The sequence below is a fragment of the Rhodococcus sp. GXMU-t2271 genome, from assembly GCF_041414735.1.
Taxonomy (GTDB): Bacteria; Actinomycetota; Actinomycetes; order Mycobacteriales; family Mycobacteriaceae; genus Rhodococcus; species Rhodococcus indonesiensis.
Genome location: NZ_JAUIZP010000074.1, coordinates 14,127 through 38,151, shown reverse-complemented (window position 1 = coordinate 38,151; position 24,025 = coordinate 14,127). Strand labels below are relative to the sequence as shown.

Here is a 24,025-nt window from a genome sequence, read left to right as displayed (position 1 = left end):
CGAAGCGTTCACCGAGCTTGTCGCATCGGCCGCCTGAAACCGCCCCGATCGACGCGATGTGACATTCGGCCACGGGGGCGTGTGGGTGCCGCTACGGCCGACTGCGCCCGAACCGGGCCGTTCCGGACTCCACGTCGACGCTCAGCCATCCGGGCTCGCCGCCGGTGGCGTCCTCCCGGTCCATCAGTGAGGTCTGTCGCTGTTCGAATTCGAATCGCCGCGACCCATCGAACACCGCACCGACCTCCTCGAACCCCGTTGCCGCCACCGGCCGTGTGCGACCGTCCCCGCTGCGCCGGAGCAGGCGGCGACCCGTCAGACGGCTCCACAACACCTCCACCACGGCCGCGCCCACCAGCAGGCAGGCCAGTCCCGGAATCGTCATCGCGAACAGCGCGCCCATCGTTCCAGGGTATCGAGCCCCGGAATGCAGCAACGATTCCAGGAACGCTCAGCGACGAGGTGTTGTGGGACTTCTGCCGCTTGCAGAACAGGTCGATCCACATGAACACGGCAGAGGCGGCCCGCTTCCTCGCCGACGCTACCCGACCGGTTCGATGTCCGGGAGTTTCCAGGTCTTGTCGAACCACGGCTCCAACGGCCCGTAGAGGCGGAACGCCGCGAACCAACTCTTGCCGGGCAGGGTCTGGACCCAGTTGTGACCGTCGGTGGGCTGTTCGGGCCCGAAGTGGACGTCGACGGAGCCGTCCTCGTTGGTGGTCACGTCCGCGTCCTGGCTGGTCACCGACGGCCACTGCTGATCGGTCTGCAGCATCGACCGGGTCTGGGTGTCGTAGACCAGCACCGACCAGAAGTTGTTCACCGGAACCTTCGGGGGCACACGCAACCGGTAGCTCCGGCCACCGTCGAACGGCGCGCCGGTGGCATCGACGAACGCGAGGGCGTACTGCGACCCGGTCCCGACCGTCTTCTGCTCCCAGGACGGGCTCGTGCTCCCGTACAAGAAGTAGAGCTGGGCGGCGGCGTCGAGCAGCAGGACCCCGTCCTCCGTGCACGAATAGCCGCCGAGGAAGCCGGAGCGCCAGGCGCTGCCGGGGTAGTAGTACGCCTCCGGTTGGCGGAACCGGTAGGTCAGTGCGCGGGCGGTCGCATCCCCGACCGTGGCGGCTTCGGTCAGGATGGCGCGCATCCGCTCGTCCGGGGCGAACGGCCTACCCCGGCGGATCCCGATCGAGGCGAACATTCCCAGGGTGAGCGGGTCGGCCGAGTCCGGCGGTTCGGACTCCACCACCTCGTCGAGCATCTCCCAGAACCGGAAGTCGGCCGGGGCGACGGCGCACATCGGCTCGGCCGAGACGTTCACGAACCGCGTCGACGGGGGATCGGCGGCCTGGGAGAGCGGATGGATCCGGGTGTGCGCCTCGATCATCTCCACCGCCGGGCGCGGATCCCCGTGCTCGTCCCGGAAACCCCGCCAGCCCACCCACAACCCGACGGTCCGTGACCGCACCACGAGGTCACCGTCCGGCACCTGCCCGGCGTAACCGGGCGGCACGAACAGGTAGCGGCCGCCGCGGCCCTGATCCGGTCCGGTGATACCCACGTCGATCACCCACCGGCACCAGGAGTCGATCGCGCTGCCGTACACCTTCGGGGGTACCTCGACGACGACGGGCCCGTCGCGCAGGTCGAGCCAGGCGTAGTGGTACGAGGTGCTGGTGTTGTAGGCCAGGCCGATGAACCGCGGATGGGCCAGGTCCGCCCACATCACCAGCGTCGAGTTCGCCGGCCCCCACTGCACCAGCGCCTGCCGCATCGCCGCGATGGCCACCGGGGCCAGTCCCAGCAGGTAGGCCTGGACCGCCCGTTGGAAGTCCAGGTTGTCGAACAGCGTCCGGGTCGTCTCGTCGTCGGGGAACCCGTCGAAGAACCGCAGGGTGCCCAACCGGGTGCGGACCTCGTCCGGCGTCGCTATCCCGGGTGGAATCGGTGTGGTGTTCGCATGCGAGGTCATCGATATTCTCCTGTGTAGATAGCGCTTTCGAGATTCTCCGTCGCCGGCCAGACCGCGCACGTCACCCAGTGGGGATGGGTCATTCCTGTCCTCACTGTCTGCCGGCTCGACGAGAAGACACGTGACGACGTCGTACCCCCGTCACGGCTTCGAGATCGTCGGTGGCCGGCGTTCGTAAACCACTGCTGTGTGCGGAAGAATCACCCCCCGGCGAGTTGCCTGGACGGACGATGCCCGGTGTCTGCGCAGGACGTGAGCGCACCGACGGGAATCCTACGGCCACAGGGGAATCCACATCGGCCTGCCCGGCCGCGACCACCGGAAGTCCGATCTTCGTCATCGAGACCTCCACCAGTCGCTCGTTGCGCTTCCAGCACCCGCCACTCGCCCGACTGGTCCAGGATTTTCCGCAGCAAGACCAGGACGAGCCCCGTGGTTGGGACGATATGCCCTGGTGGGGCTTGGTAACGCCGTCCAACGGCCCCCTCCGGATCTCTCCGCGTGCCTGGCGCAGCGGAGAAGATCCGGAGCAAGGGGCGACGGGCTGATCGCTTACGGCTTCACAAGTCCTGTTCGGTAGGCGACGACGACCAGTTGCGCGCGGTCGCGAGCCCCGAGTTTCACCATGGCGTGGCTGACGTGGGTTCGGGCGGTGGCCGGGCTGAGGCAGAGTTCGGCGCCGATTTCCTTGTTGCTCATACCCATACCTACGAGCGTCAGGACCTCGCGTTCCCGGTCGGTGAGAACCTCGAGCCGATGATCGGCGGCCTTGTCGGCGGTGCGCTGTGCGGTGAACTGGGCGATGAGGCGGCGCGTGATGCGCGGCGCGAGCAGAGCTTCTCCGGCGGCGATCACGCGGATACCGTGCAGGAGCTCGGCGGGGCCGGCGTCCTTGAGCAGGAAGCCGCTGGCGCCGGCCTGCAAGCCTTCGAAGACGTAGGCATCGGTGTCGTAGGTGGTCAGGATGAGGATGCGTACGTGCTGGAGCCCAGGGGTGGTGGCGATCTGCCGGGTGGCCTCGATCCCGTCCATCTTCGGCATCCGGATATCCATGAGGACGACATCCGGGCGCACGGCTCGGGCCTGCTCCACGGCCTCGGCGCCGGTTGTGGCTTCCCCGACTACCGTGATGCCGTCCTCGACCTCGAGCAGGATCCTGAAACCGGATCGCACGAGATGCTCGTCGTCGACGAGCAGCACCTTGATGGGAGCGTCAGGGCCGGATGCGCCCGTCACCGCGTTCATACGTTCACCGTTCCGGTCGGGGCCAAGGGCAGCCGGGCGGTGACGGCGAATCCACCGCCGGGGAGCGGACCGGCGTCGAAGTCTCCGCCCAGCAGGTGGCAACGCTCGCGCATCCCCACGATCCCGTGGCCGCGTGTGTCCGTGCCGGCCAACCTGTCGTCGGCACGGTCGGCTGCCCTCTCGGTGTCCCCACCCGTGCGCGGGCCGTCGTTCGTCACACGGACTTCCACCGCGTCGGGGCCGTAGTTCAGTACGACCGCGACCCGGGTCGGGCCCACATGGCGGATCACATTGGTGATCGACTCCTGCAGGATCCGGTACACGGCGCTGCCGACCGCGCCGGGTACGGGCGGAGGGGGCGAGATCGTTTCCAACTCGACGTCGAGCCCGGCTTCGCGCGCCCTGGCGGTGAGTTCGCCGACCTGCCCCAGACCCGGGGGTGGAAGGCGGTCGTCGTGGTCGTCGCGAAGGACTCCGAGGATGGCCCGCATCTCCTGCAGTGCCCGGGAACTGGTTTGCTCGATGATCTCGAGCGTTCGGCGCGCTTGTTCGGGTCGCTTGTCCAGCACGTGCGCGGTGACACCGGATTGGACGTTGATGACGGCGATGGCGTGCGCGACGGTGTCGTGGACCTCACGCGCGATCCTGAGCCGTTCCTCGTCGACCCGGGCGCGTGCTTCGTCCTCACGGGAGCGTTCTGCCAGTTCGGCGCGCTCGAGCGCTTCCTCCGCGATGACTCTCCTCGAGCGGACGCTCTCCCCGAGGGCGGCACTCATGCCCGCGGCGCCGATCCGGAAGTACACCCAGCCGACCGCGGCCGGGGGTTCGATGTCGGCCGCGGCGGTCAGCCACACCGCGGACAGTGCTGCAATGCCTACCCCGGCCGTCACCAGCGAGCGACGTCCGTCGCCGTAGGCGGTGAGGGTGTAGAGGGCCACGAACAAACCCAGCCATCCCGGGCCGTCCGGGAAATCGAGCGCGTAGTACACCATGCTGGCGAGCGCGGTCACGACGAACACTGCGACGGGCCGGCGGCGGCGCCAGAACAGGACCGCGCCACCGGCGATCAACAACAGATAGCCGAGATTCCCGAGGTCGGACAGCGGACGCAGCACGGCCTCGGGTTCCCCGCTGTTGCGGACGACGGTTCCCTGGACCTGCATCACCGCGATGAATACCGCCAGCAGCGCATCCTGCGCCCAGGCGGGCGGGCGGAACAACGTGACGCGCTCCTGCATGGCGTGATCATATGGCTCCGGGGCGGGGAGACAACTCCTCCGAACTGCGCAGTCGCCTACGTCGAGGAGCGTGATTTCGCGCGAGCCACCTACGTCGAACTGCGTATCCGCCGCCGCCTGCCGCCCGAGGACACCGCGCTGCCGAGACGCGACGATCGAGTGTGTCCGCTCGACGCCGCAGGCCTCCCGGAGGGCGGCCGTAGCCGTCGCTCGACCGAAAGGAACCGCAATGACTGTCCTCGACTTGCTTGCCGCACCGGCGATGACACCGGTCCCCGTTCTCGCCGCCGGTTACGAAGTCGGCGTCGGACGAACCGTGCCCACAGCGGCAGCCGTACTGGGCTTGATCAGCGCCGTCGCCGGTGGGCTGGCTCTGGCCCGATACCGCCGGCCCGGCACCGGACGGGCCCGGGCGATCGTGGCCGTGGTGCTGGGGCCGCTCAGCGTGATCGCCGGTGGGGTGCACGGGGTCAACTCCGCCGGGGGTCTCGGCACCGGCAACGGGGTCGCCGGTGCCGTCGTCGCCGTGGCGCTGGGGCTGATCGGTACGATCCTCGGTGGGCTGGCTCTGGCCCGCTCTCGTCGCCGATCCGGCCATGACTCCGGTCCCGTGCCCGCGTCGTGAACTCGGCCCTTCCGTCCGCCGCCACGGGGTGCTGCGCGGCGACCGGCGCTGCCGACGGCCGGTAGCGCGGTGGTTACCCTCGATTGATGACTGCATTCCCGGAGTCCACGCTGAGCACGAACCCGGCGATCGCCGGATTCGAAAGCACGTTTGCCGACGAGCTGGGTGCTCTGGCGGTGCCGTGGCAGGGCGTTCATGCTCCCGACCCGCAGTTGCTGGTGCTCAACGAGCAGCTCGCCGCGTCGCTGCGATGGGACGTGGCGGTGCTGCGGAGCGAGGTCGGGGTCGGGGTGCTGTCCGGATCGACGACACCGGCCGGGGCCACGCCGGTGGCGATGGCGTATGCGGGACATCAGTTCGGCGGGTATACACCACTGCTCGGGGACGGCCGGGCGTTGCTGCTCGGCGAAGTGGTGGGCAGTGACGGTCGGCGGGTGGATCTGCACCTGAAGGGTTCGGGGCCCACGCCGTTCTCCCGAGGCGGTGACGGCTTCGCGGTCCTCGGCCCGATGCTGCGCGAATACCTGGTCAGCGAGGCCATGCATGCCCTCGGTATTCCCACGACGCGCGCGCTGTCGGTGGTCGCGACGGGGCGACGTGTGCGCCGAGACGGCGCCGAGCCCGGTGCCGTGCTCGCCCGGGTCGCGGCCAGTCACCTGCGGGTCGGCACCTTCGAACTCGCGGCCCGGCAGGAGGGAGTCCTGCAGCGGCTGGCCGACTACGCGATCGCCCGCCACTACCCGGAGGCGGCCGAGCTGCCGGCGACAGGTGCGGGCAGTCGCTACCTGGCATTCTTCGAAGCGGTGGTCGAGGCGCAGGCAGCACTGGTGGCGCAGTGGACGCTCATCGGTTTCGTACACGGGGTGATGAACACCGACAACACGACCATTTCGGGACAGACCATCGACTATGGTCCGTGCGCCTTCCTCGATGCGTTCGACCCGACGGCGGTGTTCAGTTCGATCGATCACAGCGGCCGTTATGCGTTCGGCCACCAGTCCGCTGTCCTGAAGTGGAACCTGGCCCGCTTCGCGGAAACGCTGCTGCCGCTGATCGACTCCACACCGGAGGACGCGATTGCGGCGGTGTCGGCAGTCCTCGACACCTTCGAGGAGCGATACGAGGGCCACTACGCGGCCGGGATGGCAGCCAAGCTCGGGGTGTCCGGCATGCTCCTCGACCGTGCGCTCGTCGACGATCTGCTGAGGCTGATGGCCGAACACGGCGCCGACTGGACGGGCAGCTTCCGTGCGCTCGCGGACGAGCTGCGCGGACATTCGGCGCCGCTGCACGCCCTGGTCCCGCGCGAGCGCATCGGGCCCTGGGTGCAACGCTGGCGTGGCACGCTGACCACGCAGGGGCGCGGGGCGGCAGCGGCCGCGGAGGCGATGGACCGGGTGAACCCGCTGTACATCCCGCGCAATCATCAGGTCGATGCCGCCTTGCGTGCCGCGACCGACGGTGAGTTCGCCGCGTTCGAGAAGCTGCTCGAGGTCGTCACACATCCGTTCGACCGCCGCGACGAGTGGACCGACTACACCACACCCGCCCCGCCGTCGTTCAACGCGACGTTCCGAACCTTCTGCGGCACATGACGTCCCGAGTACACGCCGCTGGGCGCGGCCGTGTTCGGGTCGGGTGACTCCCTCGCCGGTGATGCGCCGACGGGAACGACGGCGGTGTCGTCGTTCCCGTCCGCCCAGTTCGTGGTGTCGCCGACCTCGCGGAGGCACCGCGGAGGACACGGACCCAGGGCGGCTTCAGCCGTCCCGTCCGACGCCGCGGTCGGGGGCGCTCATGTCCCCGGTACCGGGTATGCCCTCGGCGAGCGCGTAGCGCAGGTACACGGTGCCCGTCGGGCCGGCGACCGGCGGTGCGAGGAGGGTGAGGTTGGTGGGCACCGCGCCGGCGTCGAACACCTTCTTCCCGACGCCGAGCACGATCGGGTGCACCCACAGGTCGAGCCGGTCGAAGAGTTTCTCGCGCAGCAGGGTCTGGACCAGATCCAGGCTCCCGACGACCTTGACGTACTCGTGCCGGTCCCGGATCTCGCGCACCGCGGCGGCCAGATCCGGGCCGAGCTGCGTGGATCCGGCCCAGGAGAGGTCGGGCCGGCCGCGGGAGGCCACGTACTTGGGGACGCGGTTGAAGAGCGTGGCAATCTCGTGGTCCTCTCCGCTGTCCTGGTGCGGCCAGTAGGCGGCGAAGATGTCGTAGGTCCGGCGGCCGAGCAGCAGGGCGTCGGTGCCTTCGTAGGCGGCCCCGATCTGCGCGCCGGTGACCTCGTCGAGCAGCGGTGCCTGCCAGCCGCCGAACGGGAACCCTTCCGGGTCTTCGTCGGGGCCGCCGGGTGCCTGTCCGACGAGGTCGAGGGTGGTGAACAGTTCGATGTCGATCAGGCCCATGGCTCAGCTCCCGGTGAGATGGTGTGTCTCGGTCGTAAAGGTAGACCCGCGGGCGTGGGCGGATTCATCGCTCGCCGCGGCGCCCAGTGTGTCGACCGGCTGAGGCTGCCCCATGGACTGGATACCTCGACAATGTTTCGAGCGCCGCGGTGCGAATCGTCGGGAACTGCGTCGGAACGGTCGTCGACCGTAATGCCCCCGCGGTCGGCCGGGGGACCGGTGGGGGCATCCGTCAGGGCGCGCCACGGACACTCGGGCAGAGTCGTCGCTGCACGTGCTGTGGCAGGTCGATGCCCGCAGCACACGCCCGACACGGGGCAGCTATCGGACGAGTCGGACCTCGGCCGGAGGAGCGTCCGGGAAGGTCTTCTCCCGTTCCGCCGGGCATGAACCCGTGATCCGTTCCGGGGCCGAAGTCGTGGGTCGGGGACAGGCGTCTGCCGACTCGGCGGAGGGGAGCGCCGTGGTGTGGCGGCCGCGGTGCTCGGTCGATCCGTTGCAGGACGGAGCGTCGAATTCCCGGTTTGTGGGCAGCGGGACAGAGGGGCGTGCAACGGGCCGGTCCGAGGTGACGAATGGGCTGGCCCTGTGGAGATACTCGCGTACGAACAGGTGCGCCCGAATTTCACTGGAACGATGTTGTATCGAAAACCCAGACGTTCTAGAATCGGGGCATGGCCACGGTCGAGTACGACTCGACGGCCGGCGGCTCCGGAACCCGCCGGTACCGCTCTTCGCTGCGCCGGAGGCAGGCAGCCCAGACGCGGGCGGTCGTCCTCGAGGCCGCCACCCGGTTGTTCGCCGAGCGCGGCTGGGTCGGCACCGGGATGAGGGATATCGGGCGGGCCGCGGGGGTGTCCGTCGAAACCGTGTACGCGACGTTCGGATCCAAGGCGGATCTGTTGAAGTCGGCGCTGGAGGTCGCCGTCGTCGGCGACGATGCGCCGGTGCCGTTGGCCGCCCGGCCCGTCTACACGGCGATCGGTGCCGGGCGCACGACCGGCGAGCGCGTCGAGATCGCCGCGCGCATGGTTGCCCCGATCAACGAGCGCCTCCATCGCCTGGCCGCGGCGCTGCGCCAGGGGGCGACGGTCGATCCCACGCTCGCCGCGGTGGGCGCCGACCTGGAGGCGCAGCGCAGGCGCTCGATCACCGACGTTGCCGGCGTGATCCTGGGCCGCCGTCCTGATCCCGGTCAGGTCGACGAACTGTGGGTCCAGACCGGCGACCAGGTCTACGCCCTCTTCATCGAGGGATGTGGCTGGAGTCGGGTCCGCTACGAGGCGTGGCTGATCGACCGCATCGAAGAAATCCTCGACCGCCCGGGGTGAGACTCGGGCGCTGTTGTCTGGAGTAGGTCATGACAACCGACACTTCGCCCACTGCCGACACGCGGATCATGCGTATCGTGCACAGCGCGCTGCGCCGCGATCTGGCGCGCGCCGCCCAGGTGCTGCGCACCGCGCCTACGCCCGAACGGACCCAGCGGGTCGCCCTGGCCGATCATCTGGTGTGGATGATGCAGTTCCTGCACCTGCACCACAGCGGCGAGGATCAGGGCCTGTGGCCCCTGGTCCGCGCCGTGAACCAGGCCGCCGAGGCCCTGCTCGACGTGATGGACGCCGACCATACGCGGATCGGTCCCGAGATCGAACGGGTGACCGCCGCGGCCGCCGACTACCGTGCCGATCCCGCGGCCCGGGAAGATCTGGTGCGTGCCCTCACCGCACTCGAACAGGTGCTGCTGCCGCATCTGCAGCGCGAAGAGGACGAGATGATGCCGGTCGTCGCCCGGACCCTGACCCGTGAGCAATGGGACGAGGTGGAGCAGCGGGTGTTCATCGCCTCGAAGACGAAGCGGGAGTTGGGGATCGAAGCGCACTGGGTGGTCGACGGGGTCGATCGGGAAGACTACGACGTCGCCGTCGGCAAGGTCGGTCCCGCCACCCGGTTCCTTCTGCTGCATGCGTTCGCGCGACCGTATCGGCGGGCGTGTGCCGCTCGGTGGGGCGCCGACGTCGATGTCGGCCCGCGGCTGCACCGGCCGCCCCGCACCGACGGGTCGGTGGAACTGTGGATCGACGCCCCGGCCCGGCAGCTGTACGACGCGGTCGCCGACGTCACACGCATCGGTGAGCGCAGCCCCGAGTGCCGCAGCTGCGAGTGGCTGCCGGGGCGGCCGCCGGGGACAGTGGGGGCCCGCTTCCGCGGACGCAACCGCGCCCATCACATGCGCTGGTCCCGGGTCTGCGAGGTGACCGCCGCCGATCCCGGCGAGCGGTTCGAGTTCCACACCGTCTCGGACCGGCGCAACCCGCTGTACCACGACTCGACCACCTGGTCCTACGTGTTCCGGGCGGACGGCCACGGGACCCGGGTGACGCATTCGTACCGGATCGACGTACTGCCGTACCGTCCGCTGCTCGCGCTCTACTCCCGCCTGCACCCGCAGCACCAGGACATGCGGCCACAGATGCGACAGAACCTGGAGACGCTAGGGCGGCAGGCCCCCGCCGGCAGGTCTTCGGGGTCGGCCCTGCCGCGGACGCCCGTCGGGCAGCGGCTCGAGGGCGGGGACCGTCAGGAGTTCGCTGGATCCGGCTCCGACACAAGGGATTGATTGCTGTTCAGGATGATGCGCCCTGCGCCGGTGCCACCCGGATGATTCGCGAGGGGCAGCAGTCCGCGTGAACGGAACCGACGAGTAGGTCGAGATCCCTGCCCCAGTGGGACGTCCGAGACCGGGGGTCACCTGCCCGGATGACAACCGAGATTCCCGACGTCGACGTGGCGACGTCCGGACCCGGGTCGGTCGACGGTCTCCCGGTGTTGTCGACGCCGTCGGCGTGAGCGCAGCCCTACCGGCTCACAGCCGGTTCCGCGGCGAGGTCCGGCACGCGAAGACGCGGTGGTGACGTGCGGAAAGTGGTGTGATGGTGTGCGGCGAGGGGTTGCCTCGACGCCCTCGACGAGGGGGTGGCGGGAGGTCGGGGCGGGTCGACCGTGCCGGTCGGCACGACGTGGGACGTGACCCGAGCCGGCGCGATGGCGGACGGATCCCACGCGGGATGGAGGTGGGTATGACGGTGGCGGAGACGGTGGCGCCGTTGGTGCGTGCGGTGCTCGGCACGCAGGTGCCGGTGGGGATCAAAGGTTGGGACGGTAGCCGCAGCGGGCCGCCAGACGCCCCGTGGCAGGTGCACCTGGTCAATCGGCGTGGGTTGCGGCGGTTGCTGTGGGCACCCGACGACCTCGGTTTCGCACGGGCCTACGTCTGCGGCGACATCGACATCGAGGGCGACCTGCTCGCCGGCCTGGAGGCGCTCGAGCAGGTGTCGGATCCGAGCCGTGGCCCCGGCGTCCGGATCGACGGGCACACGAAGAAGGCACTGTTGACGGCGGCGCTGCGGCTGGGGATCCTCGGTCTGCCACCGAAGCCGCCGGCGGAGGAGATGACCCCGGCGCGCGGGCGCCGGCACGACAAGGGGCGCGACGCCGCCGCGATCAGTCACCACTACGACGTCGGCAACGACTTCTACCGCCTCGTGCTCGGTGAGTCGATGACCTACTCGTGCGCGTACTGGGGGCAGCCGAGCGCGGACCTGGATGCGGCCCAGTACGCCAAATGCGATCTGGTGGCCCGCAAACTCGGTCTGACGCCTGGCATGCGGGTACTCGACGTCGGCTGCGGGTGGGGGACCTTCGCACTGCACGCGGCCCGTCACTACGGCGCGCGTGTCGTCGGTGTGACCCTGTCCCGGGAGCAGGCGGACTATGCCCGTGCGCGGATGGTCGGCGCGGGCGTGGACGAGTCGGTGCAGATCCGGGTCCAGGACTATCGCGACGTCACCGACGGCCCCTACGACGCGATCGCGAGCATCGGCATGGCGGAGCACGTCGGTGCCGCGATGCTGGCGACCTATTCCGCGGACCTGTTCGCGCTGCTGCGCCCGCAGGGGCGGCTGCTCAATCATGCGATCTCGCGGCCACCGGGCACCTCGGCCACATTCTCCAAGACCTCGTTCATCGACCGCTATGTGTTCCCGGACGGGGAGATCCTGCCGCTCGCGACGATGGTCGAGGCGCTCGAAGGGGCCGGTTTCGAAGTGCGCGACGTCGAGTCGCTGCGCGAGCACTACGCGGCGACGCTGCGCGCGTGGGTGGGGAACCTGGAGGCGAACTGGGACGAGGCGGTCGCACACAGCAGCGCCGGGCGGGCCCGGGTGTGGCGGCTGTACATGGCCGGTGCGGCGTTGAGTTTTGCGGCGAACCGGCTCGGGATCAATCAGGTCCTGGCAGTCAAGTGCACCGACCGAGGCCGCAGCGGCATGCCCGGCACCCGCACCGAACTACTGCAGCCAGCAGTGCCCGCACCGAAATCCTCTCCGCCGGAACACCTTCACTCCCAATGAGTGTTGTTCTCGACGTATCCGAGCGCATCGCAGCCTGCGGACGTGCAGTGATCATCGACGTGCACTCCTCCCCACTCCGTCCCTCCGGCTTGCCCGGCTACGGTGTGGGTGACGACCGTGTACCGAGCCGGCCGGACTGCCGCGACCGCGTCGGTGCGACCGGCACGTGGCCGCCCTTTGTCCCATGGATTTCAGGAGAAGTGCTCAATGTCGGTGCAGTTGAACCACACCATCGTCCACGTCCGTGACCGCGCAGCTTCGGCGCGGTTCTATGCAGACATTCTCGGGCTCCCGGCCCCGGAACCCTTCGGCCATTTCATGGTCCTGCCGCTGAGCAACGACGTCTCGTTGGACTTCCTCGACGTTCGTCGGGACATCTCGCCCCAGCACTACGCCTTCCTAGTCTCGGAGGACGAGTTCGACCGGATCTTCGAGCGAATCACGCAGCGGGGCTTGGACTACTGGGCTGATCCCGGGCATCAGCAGCCCGGCACGATCAATCACAACGACGGCGGCCGGGGCGTGTACTGGTCCGACCCGGACGGGCACAACCTGGAGATCATCACCCGCCCCTATGGCGGCTGACCGACGATCGGCAAACAGGGCGCATCTTTCGGTTGAGGGGAGCGGGGCTGACTACGACTGGCGCGGAGGTGAATCCGGCCTGCCGGAGTCGAGTTTCCGATCAAGTTGCGGATCCTGTCGAACGATGTGGCGCGGGCCCCTGGGAAGATCTGCGCCGGGGCGTCGGTCAGTGTGTCCGCGTGTGGGGTCCGGCAGGGGAGTGTGGGCAGTGGGTGTCCGCGCGGCCATGGGCACGCGGTCGGGTGAAGTCGTTCGGCGGCGGTGGTCAGCGATGGGCCGCCTCGAACTGGTCGATCACACGCTGGGGAATGCGGCCGCGGTCGGAGACTTGGTAGCCGTGGGTCTTGGCCCAGGCGCGGATGGCGGCGAGCGGCTCTTTCGTCCCGGCGACGGTCTTGTGGCGCTTCCGGGCGCCGGTGACGGGGGGCCGGCGGGTCGCGTCACGCTTCTGGCGTTGGGCGATGGTGATCCAGTGGGTGAGGTCTTTGCGGAAGGCGTCGGCGTTGGCCGGCCGCAGGTCGAGTTCGTATGTGACACCGTCGACGGTGAATTCGAAGGTTTGGGCCAAGCCGTCGTCGATCGGTTTGCCGTCGAGATCGTCGTAATAGGTGACAATGGTGCGTCGTGCCACAATCCCCGTCCTTTCCTGTCCATCGTATCCACTTGCCACCGTATCGATATCCGACGCTCCAGCTCGAACAGCCGGGGCCAGTGCACATCCTGGATCCTGGCGATGCGCGGAACGTGCGGGAAACGAGTCACCTGTCGACACGGGTGAGTGGACTGTCCACGGTATCGGTCCACGCCGGACCCGACGTGTGGTTTGTCCGATGTAGTGATGCCCGCACTGTGCGTTCCGGTCGGTTCGGTGTGCCACCGCGGCGAGGCTGGACGGGGGACCGGGTAGTGCGAAGTGTGCGGCGGCGCTGGTCGAGCATCGCGGCGCGGTGCTTGGCGCCGGCAATCGTCTGGTGTCTATGCCGGCGCGGGTGAGCACATCGCAGATCGTGCCGACGTGGTGGTGCGGGACCGGAGCCGGGCGGTGGCGACGAGGTGGCGGCGGCGCGGCCGGCGGCCACGGCCACAACCCGGTCCACGCGGATGTGGTGCTCGCGTAACGCTTCTCGGCTGGCGGCGGTGGCGAGGGCGTGGTGCAGTCGGTGGTGCCGGCTGGTGCGGCCGGACCAGATGGAGACGCGGGCGTGCTGACCGTCCGGCCGCGTGGCCGAACGGTCTTCCTCGGCGACTCCATCAGCTGGCGTCGCGCCGCTCCGACTGCTCCGCTGCGGGCCCGTCGTAGGGATTGGCGCTGCGCCGATCGGTTCCGAACTCGGCGTTGAAGCAGGCGTCGACATTCGAGGCGTGGTATCCCTCGGCCCAGGCCCGGCGCAACGCCTACCGCAGGGCTTCGACCTCGACGGTGCCGACACCGGGAGGGAGGACCTCCACATCCTGACGTCGACGTGGGCGACGCCGCGGTTGTCCGGTCATGGCCTCCCTCCGCAACTGCAGCGGCCGATCCTGTGGTCGAGAGGGCGTCGACCTCGACCGAGCTCACCTGGAGCAGGCGTCCGCTCTGTCGACGCCGAGCATCCTCAGCGGTAGTGGTGTGCGTGGCGTCGCCCGGTGACGGCCTTGACCACGAACAACAGCAGCGCCGCTCCGAGCAGGCAGGTCAGGAAGCTGAAGATCAGTCCGCCGCCCGCGACGTCGACCCCGAGCAGACTCAGTAGGAAGCCGCCGAGGAGGCCGCCGACGACGCCGACGACGATGTTGAGCAGAATTCCTTGTTGTTCGTCGGTGTGCATGATCTTGCTGGCGATCCAGCCGGCCAGTCCGCCGATGATGATCCAGCCGATGATTCCGAGTCCTAGCATTGCGGATGTCCTTTCCGGGGCACCGGCGAGATACCCTGCCGGTGCTGCTGGCACGTCGAACCGGATGTCAACGGCCTATGTTGCATCGAATACCCTCGACTGCGGTAACCCACACCTGCCCACAGGCACCCTGCCGGATCCCCCACCCGGTGTCACTGCCCCAGATTTCGTGGCGCGCCGGTGCCACTTTCGGAGGGTCGTCTCACGTGAGCTTTGAAGCGTGCCTCGACCCAAGCCTGTGGGGCCGGGTCCGCACCCACGCTGAGGTGCATTGCCTGATGCTGGGCCGCAGACCAGCGCGACTGGCGGCGGTGTGACGCACCGTTGGTTTCCCGCGTCGGTTCGCCTGGTCGGCGCGTTTGCCGGTGCTGCGTATTGCCTCGCTACGAGCCCGTTTCGAGCGGCAGGTGCCGATCGGCGCACCACTCGAGCAGTCCGCCCTCGTAGATGGCGACATGTGGGTGGCCCAGACGGACGAGGACGTGCGCAAGGCTCGACGCCGCGGCGCCGGCGCCGCAGTAGGTGATGACGCGTTCTGCCTCCAATGCCGAGCCGACCTTGCTGCGGAGTTCGGGGAGGGGCCGGTAGCACTGGGTGGTTCGATCGAGGATCTCCCAGGCGGTGACGTTGCGGGATCCTGGGATGTGCCCGCGTCGTCCGTACTCGTTCACGTCGCCGCGGTGTTGGCGTCGGCCCAAGGCGTTGATCAAGACCACGTCCGGGTCCTCGAGTGCCTCAAGGACCGCGTGCTTGTCGACGACCAGGTCTGGACGCGCCGTGGCGTGGAAGGTGGCGGGCGGGTACCCACAGCGTGTGGTACACACCGGATAGTCCTGCTTCTGCCAGGCTGTCCAGCCTCCGTCGAGGACAGCGGCATTGTCGAACCCGAACGTGCGCAGCATCCACCACAGCCGCGCGGCCCACATGTTCTCGCGCCGGTCGTATACGACCACCCGACTGTCGTCTGCGATGCCGAGCGCCCCTGCTCTTGCAGAGAACCACTCGGGAGTTGGCGTGGTCAGCGTCCTCTTCGGCCGGTCCGGGTCCGACAGGTCGAACAGGTTCGCGAAGGCACTTCCCGGGATGTGTCCCTGCCGCCACTCGCGTCTGCCACTGCGAATGGTGGGCACCCATAACCGCCGGGTCACCTGCACGGTGGCATCGAACACCCGCAGTCGCGGATCGTCCAGATGCTCCGCGAGCCACTGCACCGAAACCAACTCGTCCATCTTCGACCGTCCCTTCAGTCATCAGCGTGGGCCCGTCGACCTCCACCGGCAAGGGCTCAAAGGCCCCGGGTGGCCCGGAACGGCCCTTCTTCGAACCACGTTTCTTGCCGAAGACGCTCCACCACCGATTCTCGGAGCAGATCCGCCAGGCTGTGCGGTCCGACATCGGCTCGCCGGCATAGCGGGCCTCGTCAGTCAGGAGCCGGTAGCCGAATTCTTCGGTCTTCGCGGTGGGCGTCGAACAGGGCGTTCGCCCGGTACGCCTGCTCGAGTTCGGCGTCGGTGACTGGGTCGGCGCGCCACCGGTAATACGGTTGGCGTGCGCTCCCCAGGACCCGGCACGTCACCGCGACAGGGATCCCGCGGACGACCAGCTCGCGGACGAGCGGTGGGGGTACCTCCCGCTTGCGGGGGAAGATCATTTTCCCGGGAGATTTGCCTGCGACAAGTAGGCGGCGGCCCGGCGGAGCACCTCGTTCTCCTGCTCGAGCAGGCGGATGCGTCTGCGCGCTTCACGCAGTTCGGCGTTCTCACTGGCCGTGGAACCGAGCTTGATGCCGTCCTCGACGTCGGCCTTCCTCAGCCAGTTGGTCAGACAGGATTCGCTGATGCCGAAGTCTGCGGCGATCTGCCGCAGATGCTGGCCGGGTTCGCGACCTCGGGCCACCCGCACGACGTTGTCGCGGAACTCTCTCGGATAGGGCTTGGGCACGGGGTCCATCCTTCCAGCAGCGCCTGACGGCACCACAGATCAGATGTCACCTATCCGTGCAGCAGTCCCGTGGTGTACGTGTCGTCGTGCGGTTCTCCGTCGGTGACTCTGGTAGTCACGGCAGTGGCTCGTGTCCTTGCCCATGTGCTGGGGTCCCTTTCCGTCCTCGGTGCCTGTGCCTTGTCGGCGCGGTGGTGACCCCTACGAGGGTCCGCGCACCGGTACCGACGCCCGATACCGCGAAAAGGCACACCGTGCGTCCGTATCCGGGGTGCCTCGTCTCTAGGGGTGACGATGTCGAATCCCGGTGTCCCGGTTCGACGTACCGGTAGGCGCGCAGTCGAGGAGGTGAGAGCAATGCTGACCGCACACCTGCTGTCGGGCCTGACCGACGACGAGATCGAGCTGATCCTGGCGGAGGAACTGCAGCTGCTCGACGCCGTCACATGAGCGCCGTCGCCGCCCGCAGCGGGCGCACCCACTGACCTGACCGCTCTGCCGGCTCCTCGCCATTCTCCACCGGGTAGGGGCCGGCGGAGTGCCTGGCGCCGTACCGGGAACAGACCCACGAGAACCCGCCCCATCCTTTCCTGTGGAGAAAGAACGAGGCGGGTGTCTCGTGCGCGCTGCGCGGTGGGTTTTGCGTTCAGCGGGCGCGGGCCGACCGCACCAGCCGGGTGAGGACGGGGACGGCGGTCACCAGCGCCCACAATCCGAGCGCTGCGACCAGTGCGGTGACCGTGTCGGCGGCGGTGGCAGTACCGAGCACATGGCCGCGGAGGGCGTCGGTGGCGTGCGCGACCGGATTCGCCGCCGCCATCGCCTGCATCCAGCCGGGCATGGTCTCGATCGGCGCGAACGCACTCGAGACGAACATCAGCGGCATCATCACCATCATCCCGGCGAACTGGACCACGTCCGGGCGGCGCAGCCGGTCCCCGATCAGCCCGAACAACGCGCTCATCGCCCCGGCCAGCACCACCAGCACCACGACCGCGGCGACCGCATCGACGGCGGTGCCGTGGAACTGAAAACCCAGTGCGAGGGCGGCGAGTGCGAGCAGCGCGGCCCGGGCGAGGGTGAACACGCCTTCGTTGAGCGTGCGGGCCATCGCCGGCAGCGCCGTCCGCATCGGCAGGGCCGCGAAACGGTCGTGCAGACCGTTGGTGTGATCGATCGCGGCCGAAACCCCGGCGTTGGTGCCGGCCATCACGGTGGACACGGCGAGCATGGCCGGGGTGAGGAAGTCGATGTAGCTGACGCCCGGCGGGAAACCGGGTCCGGCGGTGACGCTGCGGAAGACCTGGCTGAACAACACCAGCATCGCCATCGGCATGGTCAGTGAGAACATCAGCAGCTGCGGGACGCGGGCGCTGGTGCGCAGGTTCCGGACGGTCAGAGCGGTGAGCTGGTCCCCGATCGTGGACCGCTTGATCGCGGGCATGGTGGTCATCGGTGGGCTCCGGTGGTGTGGGCGATGTGGGTGAAGACGTCGTCGAGGCTCGGGGAGGTCACGTCCAAGTCGGTGACCTCGAAGCCGCCGCGGTGCAGGTCGGCGACCAGCGCGGCCGCGGTGGGGGCGTCGTCGACGGTGACCGATACCCGAGCCCGGTCGCCGTCGACCCGCTCGGTGTCCGGGAGGAACGGCAGGACGGCGAGCCGACCTGTGGGGACGGTCGCGGTGAGGACCTTGCCGCCGACGATGCGTTTGAGTTCGGCAGGGGTGCCGCGGGCCGCGACCCGGCCGCGGCGCAGGACCACGATGTGGTCGGCGAGCCGGTCGGCTTCGTCGAGGTACTGGGTGGTGAGCACGACGGTGGTGCCCGCGCCGGTGAGCTCGTCGACGACCTCCCACAGGCCTGCGCGGGCGAGGGGGTCCAGGCCGGTGGTCGGCTCGTCCAGGAAGAGCACCGACGGGGACCCGACGAGGCTGGCGGCCAGATCGATCCGGCGGCGCGAGCCCCCGGACAGTTCCCCGACCCGGCGGGTGGCGTACTCGTGCAACCCGAGCCGATCGATCAGCGCGTCGGCCCGGGTGCGGGCGGTGCGGCGCAGCCCGGTCAGGCGGCCGATCAGTTCCAGGTTCTCGCGAGCGGTGAGAAAGTCGTCGAGACCGGCGTATTGGCCGGTCACCCCGATCCGGCGGCGGACCTCGGTGGCGTCGGCGAGCACGTCGAGGCCCTGGATCTGCACGCGGCCGATGGTGGGGCGCACCAGGGTGGTGAGGGTGCGGATCAGGGTGGTCTTGCCGGCCCCGTTGTGGCCGAGCACCCCGAGCGTGGTCCCGGCGGCGACGTCCAGGTCGATACCGTCGAGGGCCCAGGTTGTGCCGTAGGCGACGTGCAGGTCTTCGACCACCACGGCCGGGGCGCTCATCGCACACCCCCGGCAAGATCAGAGGCGAATCGGAGGGATAGGTGGGTGGTCATCGCCGGGTCCTTTCGAAGAACGGTCCGCCCCGTCCCGTTCCGGGCGAGGTCTGCTTCCTCAGACGAACCAACCGCGAGTTGGACGCACCAGTCGCCGCATCAGATCGGTCGAAACCGGCCACGCCAGTCGGCGCGGGTCGAAGGGCGGCGATAGTAGTCCCACCTGTCACACCGGAGCCTCGACTCGTTCGGCGTCCGGAGGCGGCAGCGCAGAGGGGCTGCCCCCGTGCGGCAAGTGCAACGATCTACGCCCGAATGCGCCGACGGAAAGAGACTTTCCCGCACCGAACCGGGTAGGGATGCCGCCCCGACGCACGATCGGGTGCGTGTCGTCCGTCTATCGGTGGATCGAGGTGCACATGTCAGTCCCACTCGGGACGCTCGCCTTGGTCGCCGAGGCGCTGACCGGCACCCACCCGCGGAGGTTTGCACGTTGCCGTACCTGGCGCGCGCGTTCGGCAACGACCACACCTACGCCGACAGAAAAGCCGCCGCGCCGAACACCTCCTCGCACGCACCGCAACGCGGAGTCCACGATCACCGGTAGTTCCCCGGGGCGTCGACGCCGCCGGCGACCTGCCTCCGCGCTCGGCCACCACCGGCGCAGGCAAAAGCGTTCAGCGACGGAAGATCTCGCGGGGGCGAGGCACACCTCGTCGGCGACGACGATGTCACCACCGTGACGAGTGTCGCGACATACGGAAGATTTTGTTGCATATCGATTTTCATGCGAGTGCAAGCAATGCCACTTCTTCGGAACTGCTCTGCTGCTCGGCCCGCTTCGTCGATTCCTGTATCAGATGAGCGGTCGACGTTCGCTCCGTTGGTGCCGCGTCACCGGAATGCGCTCAGATTCCGACGGCGGTGCCGCAGATGCCGCATTGCTCCAGCTGTCGGCGCTGCCATCGCGCGACCGGAACGAAGAACATCGTGAACTGCTTGAATTCCCGCATCCGTGCCCACTGTGTGGTGTTGTGGCAGCGCGGGCACGTTCGGGTCTGCCCTGAGCCGAGGTGTTGCCGCTTGGTGCCGTAGCCGAATACAAGGAACACCATGCCAGCATAGAGTGATCATCAGGAGAGGGTCACCGTTGGAACGGCCACCACGGTGGTGCGCGAACCGGACCCGATCCTGCGTTCGTAACCGGACGAGGACGGTCGTCGCGTGATTCGCGAGGAGTGAGATGAGATGAGCATCATCGACGCGGTCCGGGAGGCGGTTGTTGCCATCCCTCCGGGCTCGGTTGCCTCCTACGGCGATATCGGCAGGAGAATCGGGGCAGGTCCACGGCAGGTGGGCCGAGCGATGAGCCTGCTGGACGACGACGTTCCCTGGTGGCGCGTCGTCTACGCCGACGGAACAACCGCCTCGTGTCACGGCGGTCGTGCACCGGCACTCCTGCTCGAAGAGGGCACCGCCGTGACCGGGAAGCGGGTGGACATGCAACGCGCTCGGCATCGATGGAGGGACTGACCATCCCTGAGAATAGGTCGTTTCGAGGAGCAGTCGGTTCGAGGAGTACCGGGCGGGGCACATCCATGCGCCGTCAGTCCGGAATCGTGATCCGGCCGTCGAGTACCGCCTGCTCGATGCTGGCGCGCAGCTGCGGGCAGCCGTCGCGCAGGGCACCCGGGACTTCGGAGCCCCGGAAATTCGGGCACACCGCCGCGGGGTCCTCGCACCATTGCACGCTCGTGTGATCGAAGCTGTTCTTGCGCACCAGCACGCAGGTGCCGCACTCGCGGCACTGCACCTCGTGCAGTCCCGAATCGAGATAGTTGATCTTGTCGATGGCGGTCTGGGCGCGGACCGCCTCGACCCGCGCGGGCTGGCCGGCGAAGTTCGGGGCCTTCGCCCAGCTGCGCGCCCGGGTCGAGGGATCCATCGTCAGACCTCCGCTTCCTGCTTGCCCTGGTCGGCCTTCTGCCGCGCGAGGTTCTCGGCGACCTCCGCCTGCCATGCCTCATTGGCCTTGGTGGTGTCCACCTCGTACTCGAAGCGCTGCGTCATCTTCTCGGTGACGTCGGCGACGTCGACGTAGAACTGCTCGTACCAGCGTCGTAGCTGGTAGACCGGGCCGTCCTCCTCGCACAGCAGCGGATTGTCGATCTTGGTCTTGTTCTTCCAGATCTCGACGTCCTGCAGGAAGCCTTCGCCGATGCCTTCGGTCAGCTTCGCGGCCAGCTTGTTCGACGCCTCCTCGGGCATGCCGGTGGGCTTCTTGACGATGATGCCGTACTGCAGCACGAACGAGTCGTGGGTGACGGGATAGTGGCAGTTGATCAGCACCGACTCGACCTCGTAGCCGCCGTAGCTGTTGGTCATCGGATTGATCATGTAGGACGGACCGTAGTACGCGGCGAACGACTTCAGGAGCGACTCCATGCCGTACTGGGTGGACATGCCCTTGTCGGGCCGGCCCCGGGTGTTGAGGTACTGCGCGGCGACGTGTCCCTCGAAGACGTTCTTGAAGTACGTCGGGAAGGCGTAGTGGATGTAGTAGAAGTGCGCCATGTCCACGACGTTGTCGATGATCTCCCGGCAGTTGGCGCCCTCGATGAGGATCGAGTTCCACGTCCAGTCGGTCCACTCGTCCGACCCGTACTGCTCGATGTCGGGGATCGTGACCTCCGGCGGCGGGGTGTTGCCCTCGGGGTCGTTCCAGACGAACAGCTGACCGTTCTTCTCCATCGCGAGCCAGGCCCGGGTGCGGGCGAGCGGCGGGACACGGCGGGCGTAGGGGATGTCGGTGCACTTGCCGTTGCCTCCCCATCGCCAGTCGTGGAAGGGGCAGGCGACGGAATCGCCCTTGACCTCCCCCTGGGACAGATCGCCGCCCATGTGGCGGCAGTAGGCGTCGAGGACCTTCAGCTCACCTGCGCTGTCGGCCCAGACCACGAGCTTCGTCCCGAAGGCCTCGACGGCGTGCGGCTTGCCGTCCTTGAACGTCCGGGCCAGCCCGAGGCAGTGCCACCCCCGCGCGAACCGCGTGCGGACCTCTCCGACGTCGATCTCGCGAACCTGTGCCATCGTCCCCTCACTTTCCTTCGGATGCTTGGTAGAACACGTTATAGAATTTTGGCGCATACCGGAAGCATTCGAGGACTTTCGTCCCACGGAAAGGCCGTCGACCTGGGCTGCGACTCCGGTCTCGACACAAATGGGAACGTGTTCTAGTCTCGAATCAAGCGATCAATTCCGGAACAGACGGGAGCGTCCAGTGGGCGACCAGGAGAGCCACGAGGTGCTGCAGCGGATCGACGCGCTGCTGCCCGCCCTGCGGGAACGTGCACAGGAGACCGAAGACCTTCGCCGTATCCCCGACGACTCGATCAAGGCGCTGCAGGAGACCGGCTTCTTCCGGCTGCTCCAACCGAGCCAGTGGGGCGGGTACGAAGCCGATCCGGTGACCTTCTACACGGCGGTCCGCAACATCGCCGCCGCGTGCGGCTCCACGGGCTGGGTCTCCGGCATCATCGGTGTCCACAACTGGCATCTCGCGCTGTTCGCTCAGCAGGCCCAGGAAGACGTGTGGGCCGAGGACACCGATGTTCGCATCTCCTCGTCCTACGCTCCCATGGGCGCCGGCGAGGTCGTCGACGGCGGATACAGGGTCAACGGCGCGTGGGCCTGGTCCTCCGGGTGTGACCACGCCACCTGGGTCGTCGTGGGTGGGCCGGTGATCAAGGACGGCCGTCCCGTCGACTTCGGCAGCTTCCTGATCCCGCGCGCGGACTACGCGATCGACGACGTCTGGAACGTCGTCGGGCTCCGGGGTACCGGATCGAACACCGTTGTGGTGCAGGATGTGTTCGTGCCGCGCCACCGCTTCCTCAGCTTCCGGGCCATGAGCGAGCTCACCGCGCCGGGTCTCGAGCGCAACATTGCACCGGTCTACAAGATGCCTTGGGGAACCATCCATCCCACGACGATCTCCACTCCGATCGTGGGCATGGCCTACGGTGCGTACCGGGCCCACGTCGAACACCAGGGCAAGCGGGTTCGCGCCGCCTATGCGGGGGAGAAGGCCAAGGACGACCCGTTCTCCAAGGTCCGGATCGCGGAGGCGTCCAGCGACATCGACGCCGCGTGGCGTCAACTGTCGGGCAACGTCGCCGAGGAGTACGCGCACCTCGTCGCCGGCGAGGAGGTCCCGATGGAACTGCGGCTGCGCGCTCGTCGCGACCAGGTCCGCGCGACGGGCCGCGCCATCGCGTCCATCGACCTGCTGTTCGAGAACTCCGGCGCGACCGCCCTCGCCAACGGCACGCCGATCCAGCGGTTCTGGCGCGACGCCCACGCCGGGCGGGTCCACGCCGCCAACGACGCCGAGCGTGCCTACGTGATGTTCGGCGCCGGCGAGTTCGGCCTGCCGATCACCGACACGATGGTGTAGGGGAGGCCGAATTGACTGCAACGGAAGAGATCACCTACGAGTCCACGTCCCGGTTCGCTCAGGTGCGGGACGACCTGCGGTTGCATTACCACGAGGCGGGGGTCGGCCACGACACCACGATCGTGCTGCTGCACGGCGGTGGACCGGGCGCCTCCGGCTGGTCCAACTTCGCCCGCAACATCCCCGTGCTGGCCGAGTATTTCCACGTCCTGTGTGTCGACCAGCCCGGCTACGGCAAGTCGGACAAGCCGACCGAGCACCCGCAGTACTTCGTGCACAGCGCCACCGCGCTGAACGACCTGCTCGACCACCTCGGGATCGAGGGGCGCGTGCACCTGCTCGGCAACTCGCTCGGCGGCGGTGCCGCAGTGCGATTCGCGCTGGACTTCCCGGACCGGGCCGGACGGCTCGTGCTCATGGGTCCGGGCGGACTGAGCGTCAACCTCTTCGCCCCCGACCCCACCGAGGGCGTGAAGAACCTCGGCCGGTTCGCGGCGCCGCCGGAGGGCCCGACGCGGGAGAAGCTCGAGGCGTTCCTGCGGGTGATGGTCTACGACCAGTCGCTGATCACCGACGAGCTGGTCGACGAACGGTTCGCCGCCGCGAGCACCCCGGAATCCCTCGCTGCCGCACGCGCGATGGGGAAGTCGTTCTCCGGACCGGACTTCGAGCTCGGCATGCTCTGGCGCGACGCCTACAAGCTCCGGCAGCGCGTGCTGCTGATCTGGGGACGCGAGGACCGGGTCAACCCGCTCGACGGTGCGCTCGTCGCGCTCAAGATGATCCCGCGGGCGCAACTGCACGTCTTCGGTGGCTGCGGACACTGGGCTCAGCTCGAGAAGTTCGACGAGTTCAACCGCCTGACAACGGACTTCCTGACGGACGGGAGCAACTGAC

The 24,025-nt window shown here is 68.5% G+C and carries 24 protein-coding genes; 10 read left to right on the top strand and 14 right to left on the bottom strand.

Annotated elements, in window-relative coordinates; genetic code table 11:
• Nucleotides 1–91 precede the first annotated feature (91 nt).
• The 4 genes from QYS60_RS24895 to QYS60_RS24880 all read right to left on the bottom strand — a co-directional run bounded on the left by QYS60_RS24895 (nt 92) and on the right by QYS60_RS24880 (nt 4,458).
• Entirely contained in the window at nt 92–403 is a 312-nt protein-coding gene (locus QYS60_RS24895; protein ID WP_289377177.1) for a DUF6191 domain-containing protein, read from the bottom strand.
• A gap of 138 nt (nt 404–541) precedes the next feature.
• A complete protein-coding gene (locus QYS60_RS24890; RefSeq protein WP_289377179.1) occupies nt 542–1,975 on the bottom strand; it encodes a DUF1254 domain-containing protein in 1,434 nt (477 codons plus the stop codon).
• Between the two features lie 552 nt (nt 1,976–2,527).
• Complete coding sequence (locus QYS60_RS24885) at nt 2,528–3,220, bottom strand: response regulator transcription factor (RefSeq protein WP_289377181.1); 693 nt, start codon at nt 3,218–3,220, stop codon at nt 2,528–2,530.
• Nucleotides 3,217–4,458, bottom strand: a complete 1,242-nt coding sequence (locus QYS60_RS24880; protein ID WP_289377183.1) for a sensor histidine kinase — start codon at nt 4,456–4,458, stop codon at nt 3,217–3,219. Before QYS60_RS24880 ends, QYS60_RS24885 begins: the two co-directional genes overlap by 4 nt.
• A 229-nt stretch (nt 4,459–4,687) precedes the next feature.
• Between QYS60_RS24880 and QYS60_RS24875 the strand changes: the two genes are divergently transcribed.
• Entirely contained in the window at nt 4,688–5,083 is a 396-nt protein-coding gene (locus tag QYS60_RS24875) for a DUF6223 family protein (protein WP_371384558.1), read from the top strand.
• Between the two features lie 86 nt (nt 5,084–5,169).
• Nucleotides 5,170–6,678, top strand: a complete 1,509-nt coding sequence (locus tag QYS60_RS24870) for a YdiU family protein (RefSeq protein WP_371384557.1) — start codon at nt 5,170–5,172, stop codon at nt 6,676–6,678.
• Nucleotides 6,679–6,843: 165 nt separating this feature from the next.
• Here the strand turns inward: QYS60_RS24870 and QYS60_RS24865 are convergent, their stop codons facing one another.
• Nucleotides 6,844–7,488 (bottom strand): dihydrofolate reductase family protein, encoded by a 645-nt coding sequence (locus tag QYS60_RS24865; RefSeq protein ID WP_289377190.1) that lies wholly within the window; start codon nt 7,486–7,488, stop codon nt 6,844–6,846.
• Nucleotides 7,489–8,162: 674 nt separating this feature from the next.
• Between QYS60_RS24865 and QYS60_RS24860 the strand changes: the two genes are divergently transcribed.
• The 4 genes from QYS60_RS24860 to QYS60_RS24845 all read left to right on the top strand — a co-directional run bounded on the left by QYS60_RS24860 (nt 8,163) and on the right by QYS60_RS24845 (nt 12,485).
• Nucleotides 8,163–8,819 (top strand): TetR/AcrR family transcriptional regulator, encoded by a 657-nt coding sequence (locus QYS60_RS24860; RefSeq protein ID WP_289377191.1) that lies wholly within the window; start codon nt 8,163–8,165, stop codon nt 8,817–8,819.
• A 29-nt stretch (nt 8,820–8,848) separates the two neighbouring features.
• A complete protein-coding gene (locus QYS60_RS24855; RefSeq protein WP_289377193.1) occupies nt 8,849–10,108 on the top strand; it encodes a hemerythrin domain-containing protein in 1,260 nt (419 codons plus the stop codon).
• A gap of 460 nt (nt 10,109–10,568) precedes the next feature.
• Nucleotides 10,569–11,900, top strand: coding sequence for a cyclopropane-fatty-acyl-phospholipid synthase family protein (locus QYS60_RS24850; protein ID WP_289377194.1), 1,332 nt, complete (start codon nt 10,569–10,571; stop codon nt 11,898–11,900).
• 207 nt (nt 11,901–12,107) lie between these two features.
• Nucleotides 12,108–12,485, top strand: a complete 378-nt coding sequence (locus tag QYS60_RS24845) for a VOC family protein (RefSeq protein ID WP_289377196.1) — start codon at nt 12,108–12,110, stop codon at nt 12,483–12,485.
• A 265-nt stretch (nt 12,486–12,750) separates the two neighbouring features.
• Here QYS60_RS24845 and QYS60_RS24840 read toward each other — a convergent pair whose 3' ends face one another.
• Nucleotides 12,751–13,116, bottom strand: a complete 366-nt coding sequence (locus QYS60_RS24840; protein WP_371384556.1) for an Lsr2 family protein — start codon at nt 13,114–13,116, stop codon at nt 12,751–12,753.
• A gap of 358 nt (nt 13,117–13,474) precedes the next feature.
• On the opposite strand from QYS60_RS24840, the gene QYS60_RS24835 reads away from it, so the two are divergent.
• On the top strand, nt 13,475–13,603 hold the full coding sequence (locus tag QYS60_RS24835; protein ID WP_289377201.1) for a hypothetical protein: 129 nt from the start codon (nt 13,475–13,477) through the stop codon (nt 13,601–13,603).
• 477 nt (nt 13,604–14,080) lie between these two features.
• On the opposite strand, the gene QYS60_RS24830 is transcribed toward QYS60_RS24835, so the two are convergent.
• The 6 genes from QYS60_RS24830 to QYS60_RS24805 form a co-directional block, all read right to left on the bottom strand.
• Nucleotides 14,081–14,362 carry a GlsB/YeaQ/YmgE family stress response membrane protein gene (locus QYS60_RS24830; protein ID WP_003935883.1) on the bottom strand — a complete coding sequence of 94 codons (282 nt, stop codon included), beginning with the start codon at nt 14,360–14,362 and terminating at the stop codon, nt 14,081–14,083.
• A 383-nt stretch (nt 14,363–14,745) separates the two neighbouring features.
• Complete coding sequence (locus QYS60_RS24825; protein WP_289377204.1) at nt 14,746–15,591, bottom strand: sulfurtransferase; 846 nt, start codon at nt 15,589–15,591, stop codon at nt 14,746–14,748.
• Nucleotides 15,592–16,009: 418 nt separating this feature from the next.
• Nucleotides 16,010–16,303 (bottom strand): transposase, encoded by a 294-nt coding sequence (locus tag QYS60_RS24820; RefSeq protein WP_289377206.1) that lies wholly within the window; start codon nt 16,301–16,303, stop codon nt 16,010–16,012.
• A 646-nt stretch (nt 16,304–16,949) separates the two neighbouring features.
• Nucleotides 16,950–17,756, bottom strand: a complete 807-nt coding sequence (locus tag QYS60_RS24815; RefSeq protein WP_371384555.1) for an ABC transporter permease — start codon at nt 17,754–17,756, stop codon at nt 16,950–16,952.
• Nucleotides 17,753–18,679, bottom strand: coding sequence for an ATP-binding cassette domain-containing protein (locus QYS60_RS24810; protein ID WP_289377210.1), 927 nt, complete (start codon nt 18,677–18,679; stop codon nt 17,753–17,755). The genes QYS60_RS24815 and QYS60_RS24810 overlap by 4 nt, the downstream gene beginning before the upstream one ends.
• Before the next feature lie 901 nt (nt 18,680–19,580).
• Complete coding sequence (locus QYS60_RS24805) at nt 19,581–19,787, bottom strand: zinc-ribbon domain-containing protein (RefSeq protein WP_003935877.1); 207 nt, start codon at nt 19,785–19,787, stop codon at nt 19,581–19,583.
• Between the two features lie 133 nt (nt 19,788–19,920).
• On the opposite strand from QYS60_RS24805, the gene QYS60_RS24800 reads away from it, so the two are divergent.
• Nucleotides 19,921–20,205: an MGMT family protein gene (locus QYS60_RS24800; protein ID WP_003935876.1), complete on the top strand. Its 285-nt coding sequence runs from the start codon at nt 19,921–19,923 to the stop codon at nt 20,203–20,205.
• Between the two features lie 73 nt (nt 20,206–20,278).
• Here QYS60_RS24800 and QYS60_RS24795 read toward each other — a convergent pair whose 3' ends face one another.
• On the bottom strand, nt 20,279–20,617 hold the full coding sequence (locus QYS60_RS24795; protein ID WP_371384554.1) for a hypothetical protein: 339 nt from the start codon (nt 20,615–20,617) through the stop codon (nt 20,279–20,281).
• A gap of 2 nt (nt 20,618–20,619) precedes the next feature.
• A complete protein-coding gene (locus QYS60_RS24790; protein WP_054371647.1) occupies nt 20,620–21,762 on the bottom strand; it encodes a Rieske 2Fe-2S domain-containing protein in 1,143 nt (380 codons plus the stop codon).
• Nucleotides 21,763–21,952: 190 nt separating this feature from the next.
• On the opposite strand from QYS60_RS24790, the gene hsaA reads away from it, so the two are divergent.
• On the top strand, nt 21,953–23,128 hold the full coding sequence (gene hsaA / locus QYS60_RS24785) for a 3-hydroxy-9,10-secoandrosta-1,3,5(10)-triene-9,17-dione monooxygenase oxygenase subunit (RefSeq protein WP_371384553.1): 1,176 nt from the start codon (nt 21,953–21,955) through the stop codon (nt 23,126–23,128).
• 11 nt (nt 23,129–23,139) lie between these two features.
• Entirely contained in the window at nt 23,140–24,024 is an 885-nt protein-coding gene (hsaD, locus tag QYS60_RS24780; protein WP_289377216.1) for a 4,5:9,10-diseco-3-hydroxy-5,9,17-trioxoandrosta-1(10),2-diene-4-oate hydrolase, read from the top strand.
• The last annotated feature ends 1 nt before the right edge of the window (nt 24,025 follow it).

What these genes read in the sequence shown, in the direction of transcription:
- QYS60_RS24815 (WP_371384555.1), bottom strand. Translation starts at nt 17,756, where the DNA reads ATGACCACCATGCCCGCGATCAAGCGGTCCACGATCGGGGACCAGCTC.
- QYS60_RS24865 (WP_289377190.1), bottom strand. Translation starts at nt 7,488, where the DNA reads ATGGGCCTGATCGACATCGAACTGTTCACCACCCTCGACCTCGTCGGA.
- QYS60_RS24825 (WP_289377204.1), bottom strand. Translation starts at nt 15,591, where the DNA reads ATGGACGAGTTGGTTTCGGTGCAGTGGCTCGCGGAGCATCTGGACGAT.
- QYS60_RS24870 (WP_371384557.1), top strand. Translation starts at nt 5,170, where the DNA reads ATGACTGCATTCCCGGAGTCCACGCTGAGCACGAACCCGGCGATCGCC.
- QYS60_RS24790 (WP_054371647.1), bottom strand. Translation starts at nt 21,762, where the DNA reads ATGGCACAGGTTCGCGAGATCGACGTCGGAGAGGTCCGCACGCGGTTC.
- QYS60_RS24830 (WP_003935883.1), bottom strand. Translation starts at nt 14,362, where the DNA reads ATGCTAGGACTCGGAATCATCGGCTGGATCATCATCGGCGGACTGGCC.
- QYS60_RS24855 (WP_289377193.1), top strand. Translation starts at nt 8,849, where the DNA reads ATGACAACCGACACTTCGCCCACTGCCGACACGCGGATCATGCGTATC.
- QYS60_RS24885 (WP_289377181.1), bottom strand. Translation starts at nt 3,220, where the DNA reads ATGAACGCGGTGACGGGCGCATCCGGCCCTGACGCTCCCATCAAGGTG.
- QYS60_RS24795 (WP_371384554.1), bottom strand. Translation starts at nt 20,617, where the DNA reads ATGGATCCCTCGACCCGGGCGCGCAGCTGGGCGAAGGCCCCGAACTTC.
- QYS60_RS24810 (WP_289377210.1), bottom strand. Translation starts at nt 18,679, where the DNA reads ATGAGCGCCCCGGCCGTGGTGGTCGAAGACCTGCACGTCGCCTACGGC.
- QYS60_RS24880 (WP_289377183.1), bottom strand. Translation starts at nt 4,458, where the DNA reads ATGCAGGAGCGCGTCACGTTGTTCCGCCCGCCCGCCTGGGCGCAGGAT.
- QYS60_RS24860 (WP_289377191.1), top strand. Translation starts at nt 8,163, where the DNA reads ATGGCCACGGTCGAGTACGACTCGACGGCCGGCGGCTCCGGAACCCGC.
- QYS60_RS24875 (WP_371384558.1), top strand. Translation starts at nt 4,688, where the DNA reads ATGACTGTCCTCGACTTGCTTGCCGCACCGGCGATGACACCGGTCCCC.
- QYS60_RS24895 (WP_289377177.1), bottom strand. Translation starts at nt 403, where the DNA reads ATGGGCGCGCTGTTCGCGATGACGATTCCGGGACTGGCCTGCCTGCTG.
- QYS60_RS24890 (WP_289377179.1), bottom strand. Translation starts at nt 1,975, where the DNA reads ATGACCTCGCATGCGAACACCACACCGATTCCACCCGGGATAGCGACG.
- QYS60_RS24800 (WP_003935876.1), top strand. Translation starts at nt 19,921, where the DNA reads ATGAGCATCATCGACGCGGTCCGGGAGGCGGTTGTTGCCATCCCTCCG.
- QYS60_RS24805 (WP_003935877.1), bottom strand. Translation starts at nt 19,787, where the DNA reads ATGGTGTTCCTTGTATTCGGCTACGGCACCAAGCGGCAACACCTCGGC.
- QYS60_RS24845 (WP_289377196.1), top strand. Translation starts at nt 12,108, where the DNA reads ATGTCGGTGCAGTTGAACCACACCATCGTCCACGTCCGTGACCGCGCA.
- QYS60_RS24850 (WP_289377194.1), top strand. Translation starts at nt 10,569, where the DNA reads ATGACGGTGGCGGAGACGGTGGCGCCGTTGGTGCGTGCGGTGCTCGGC.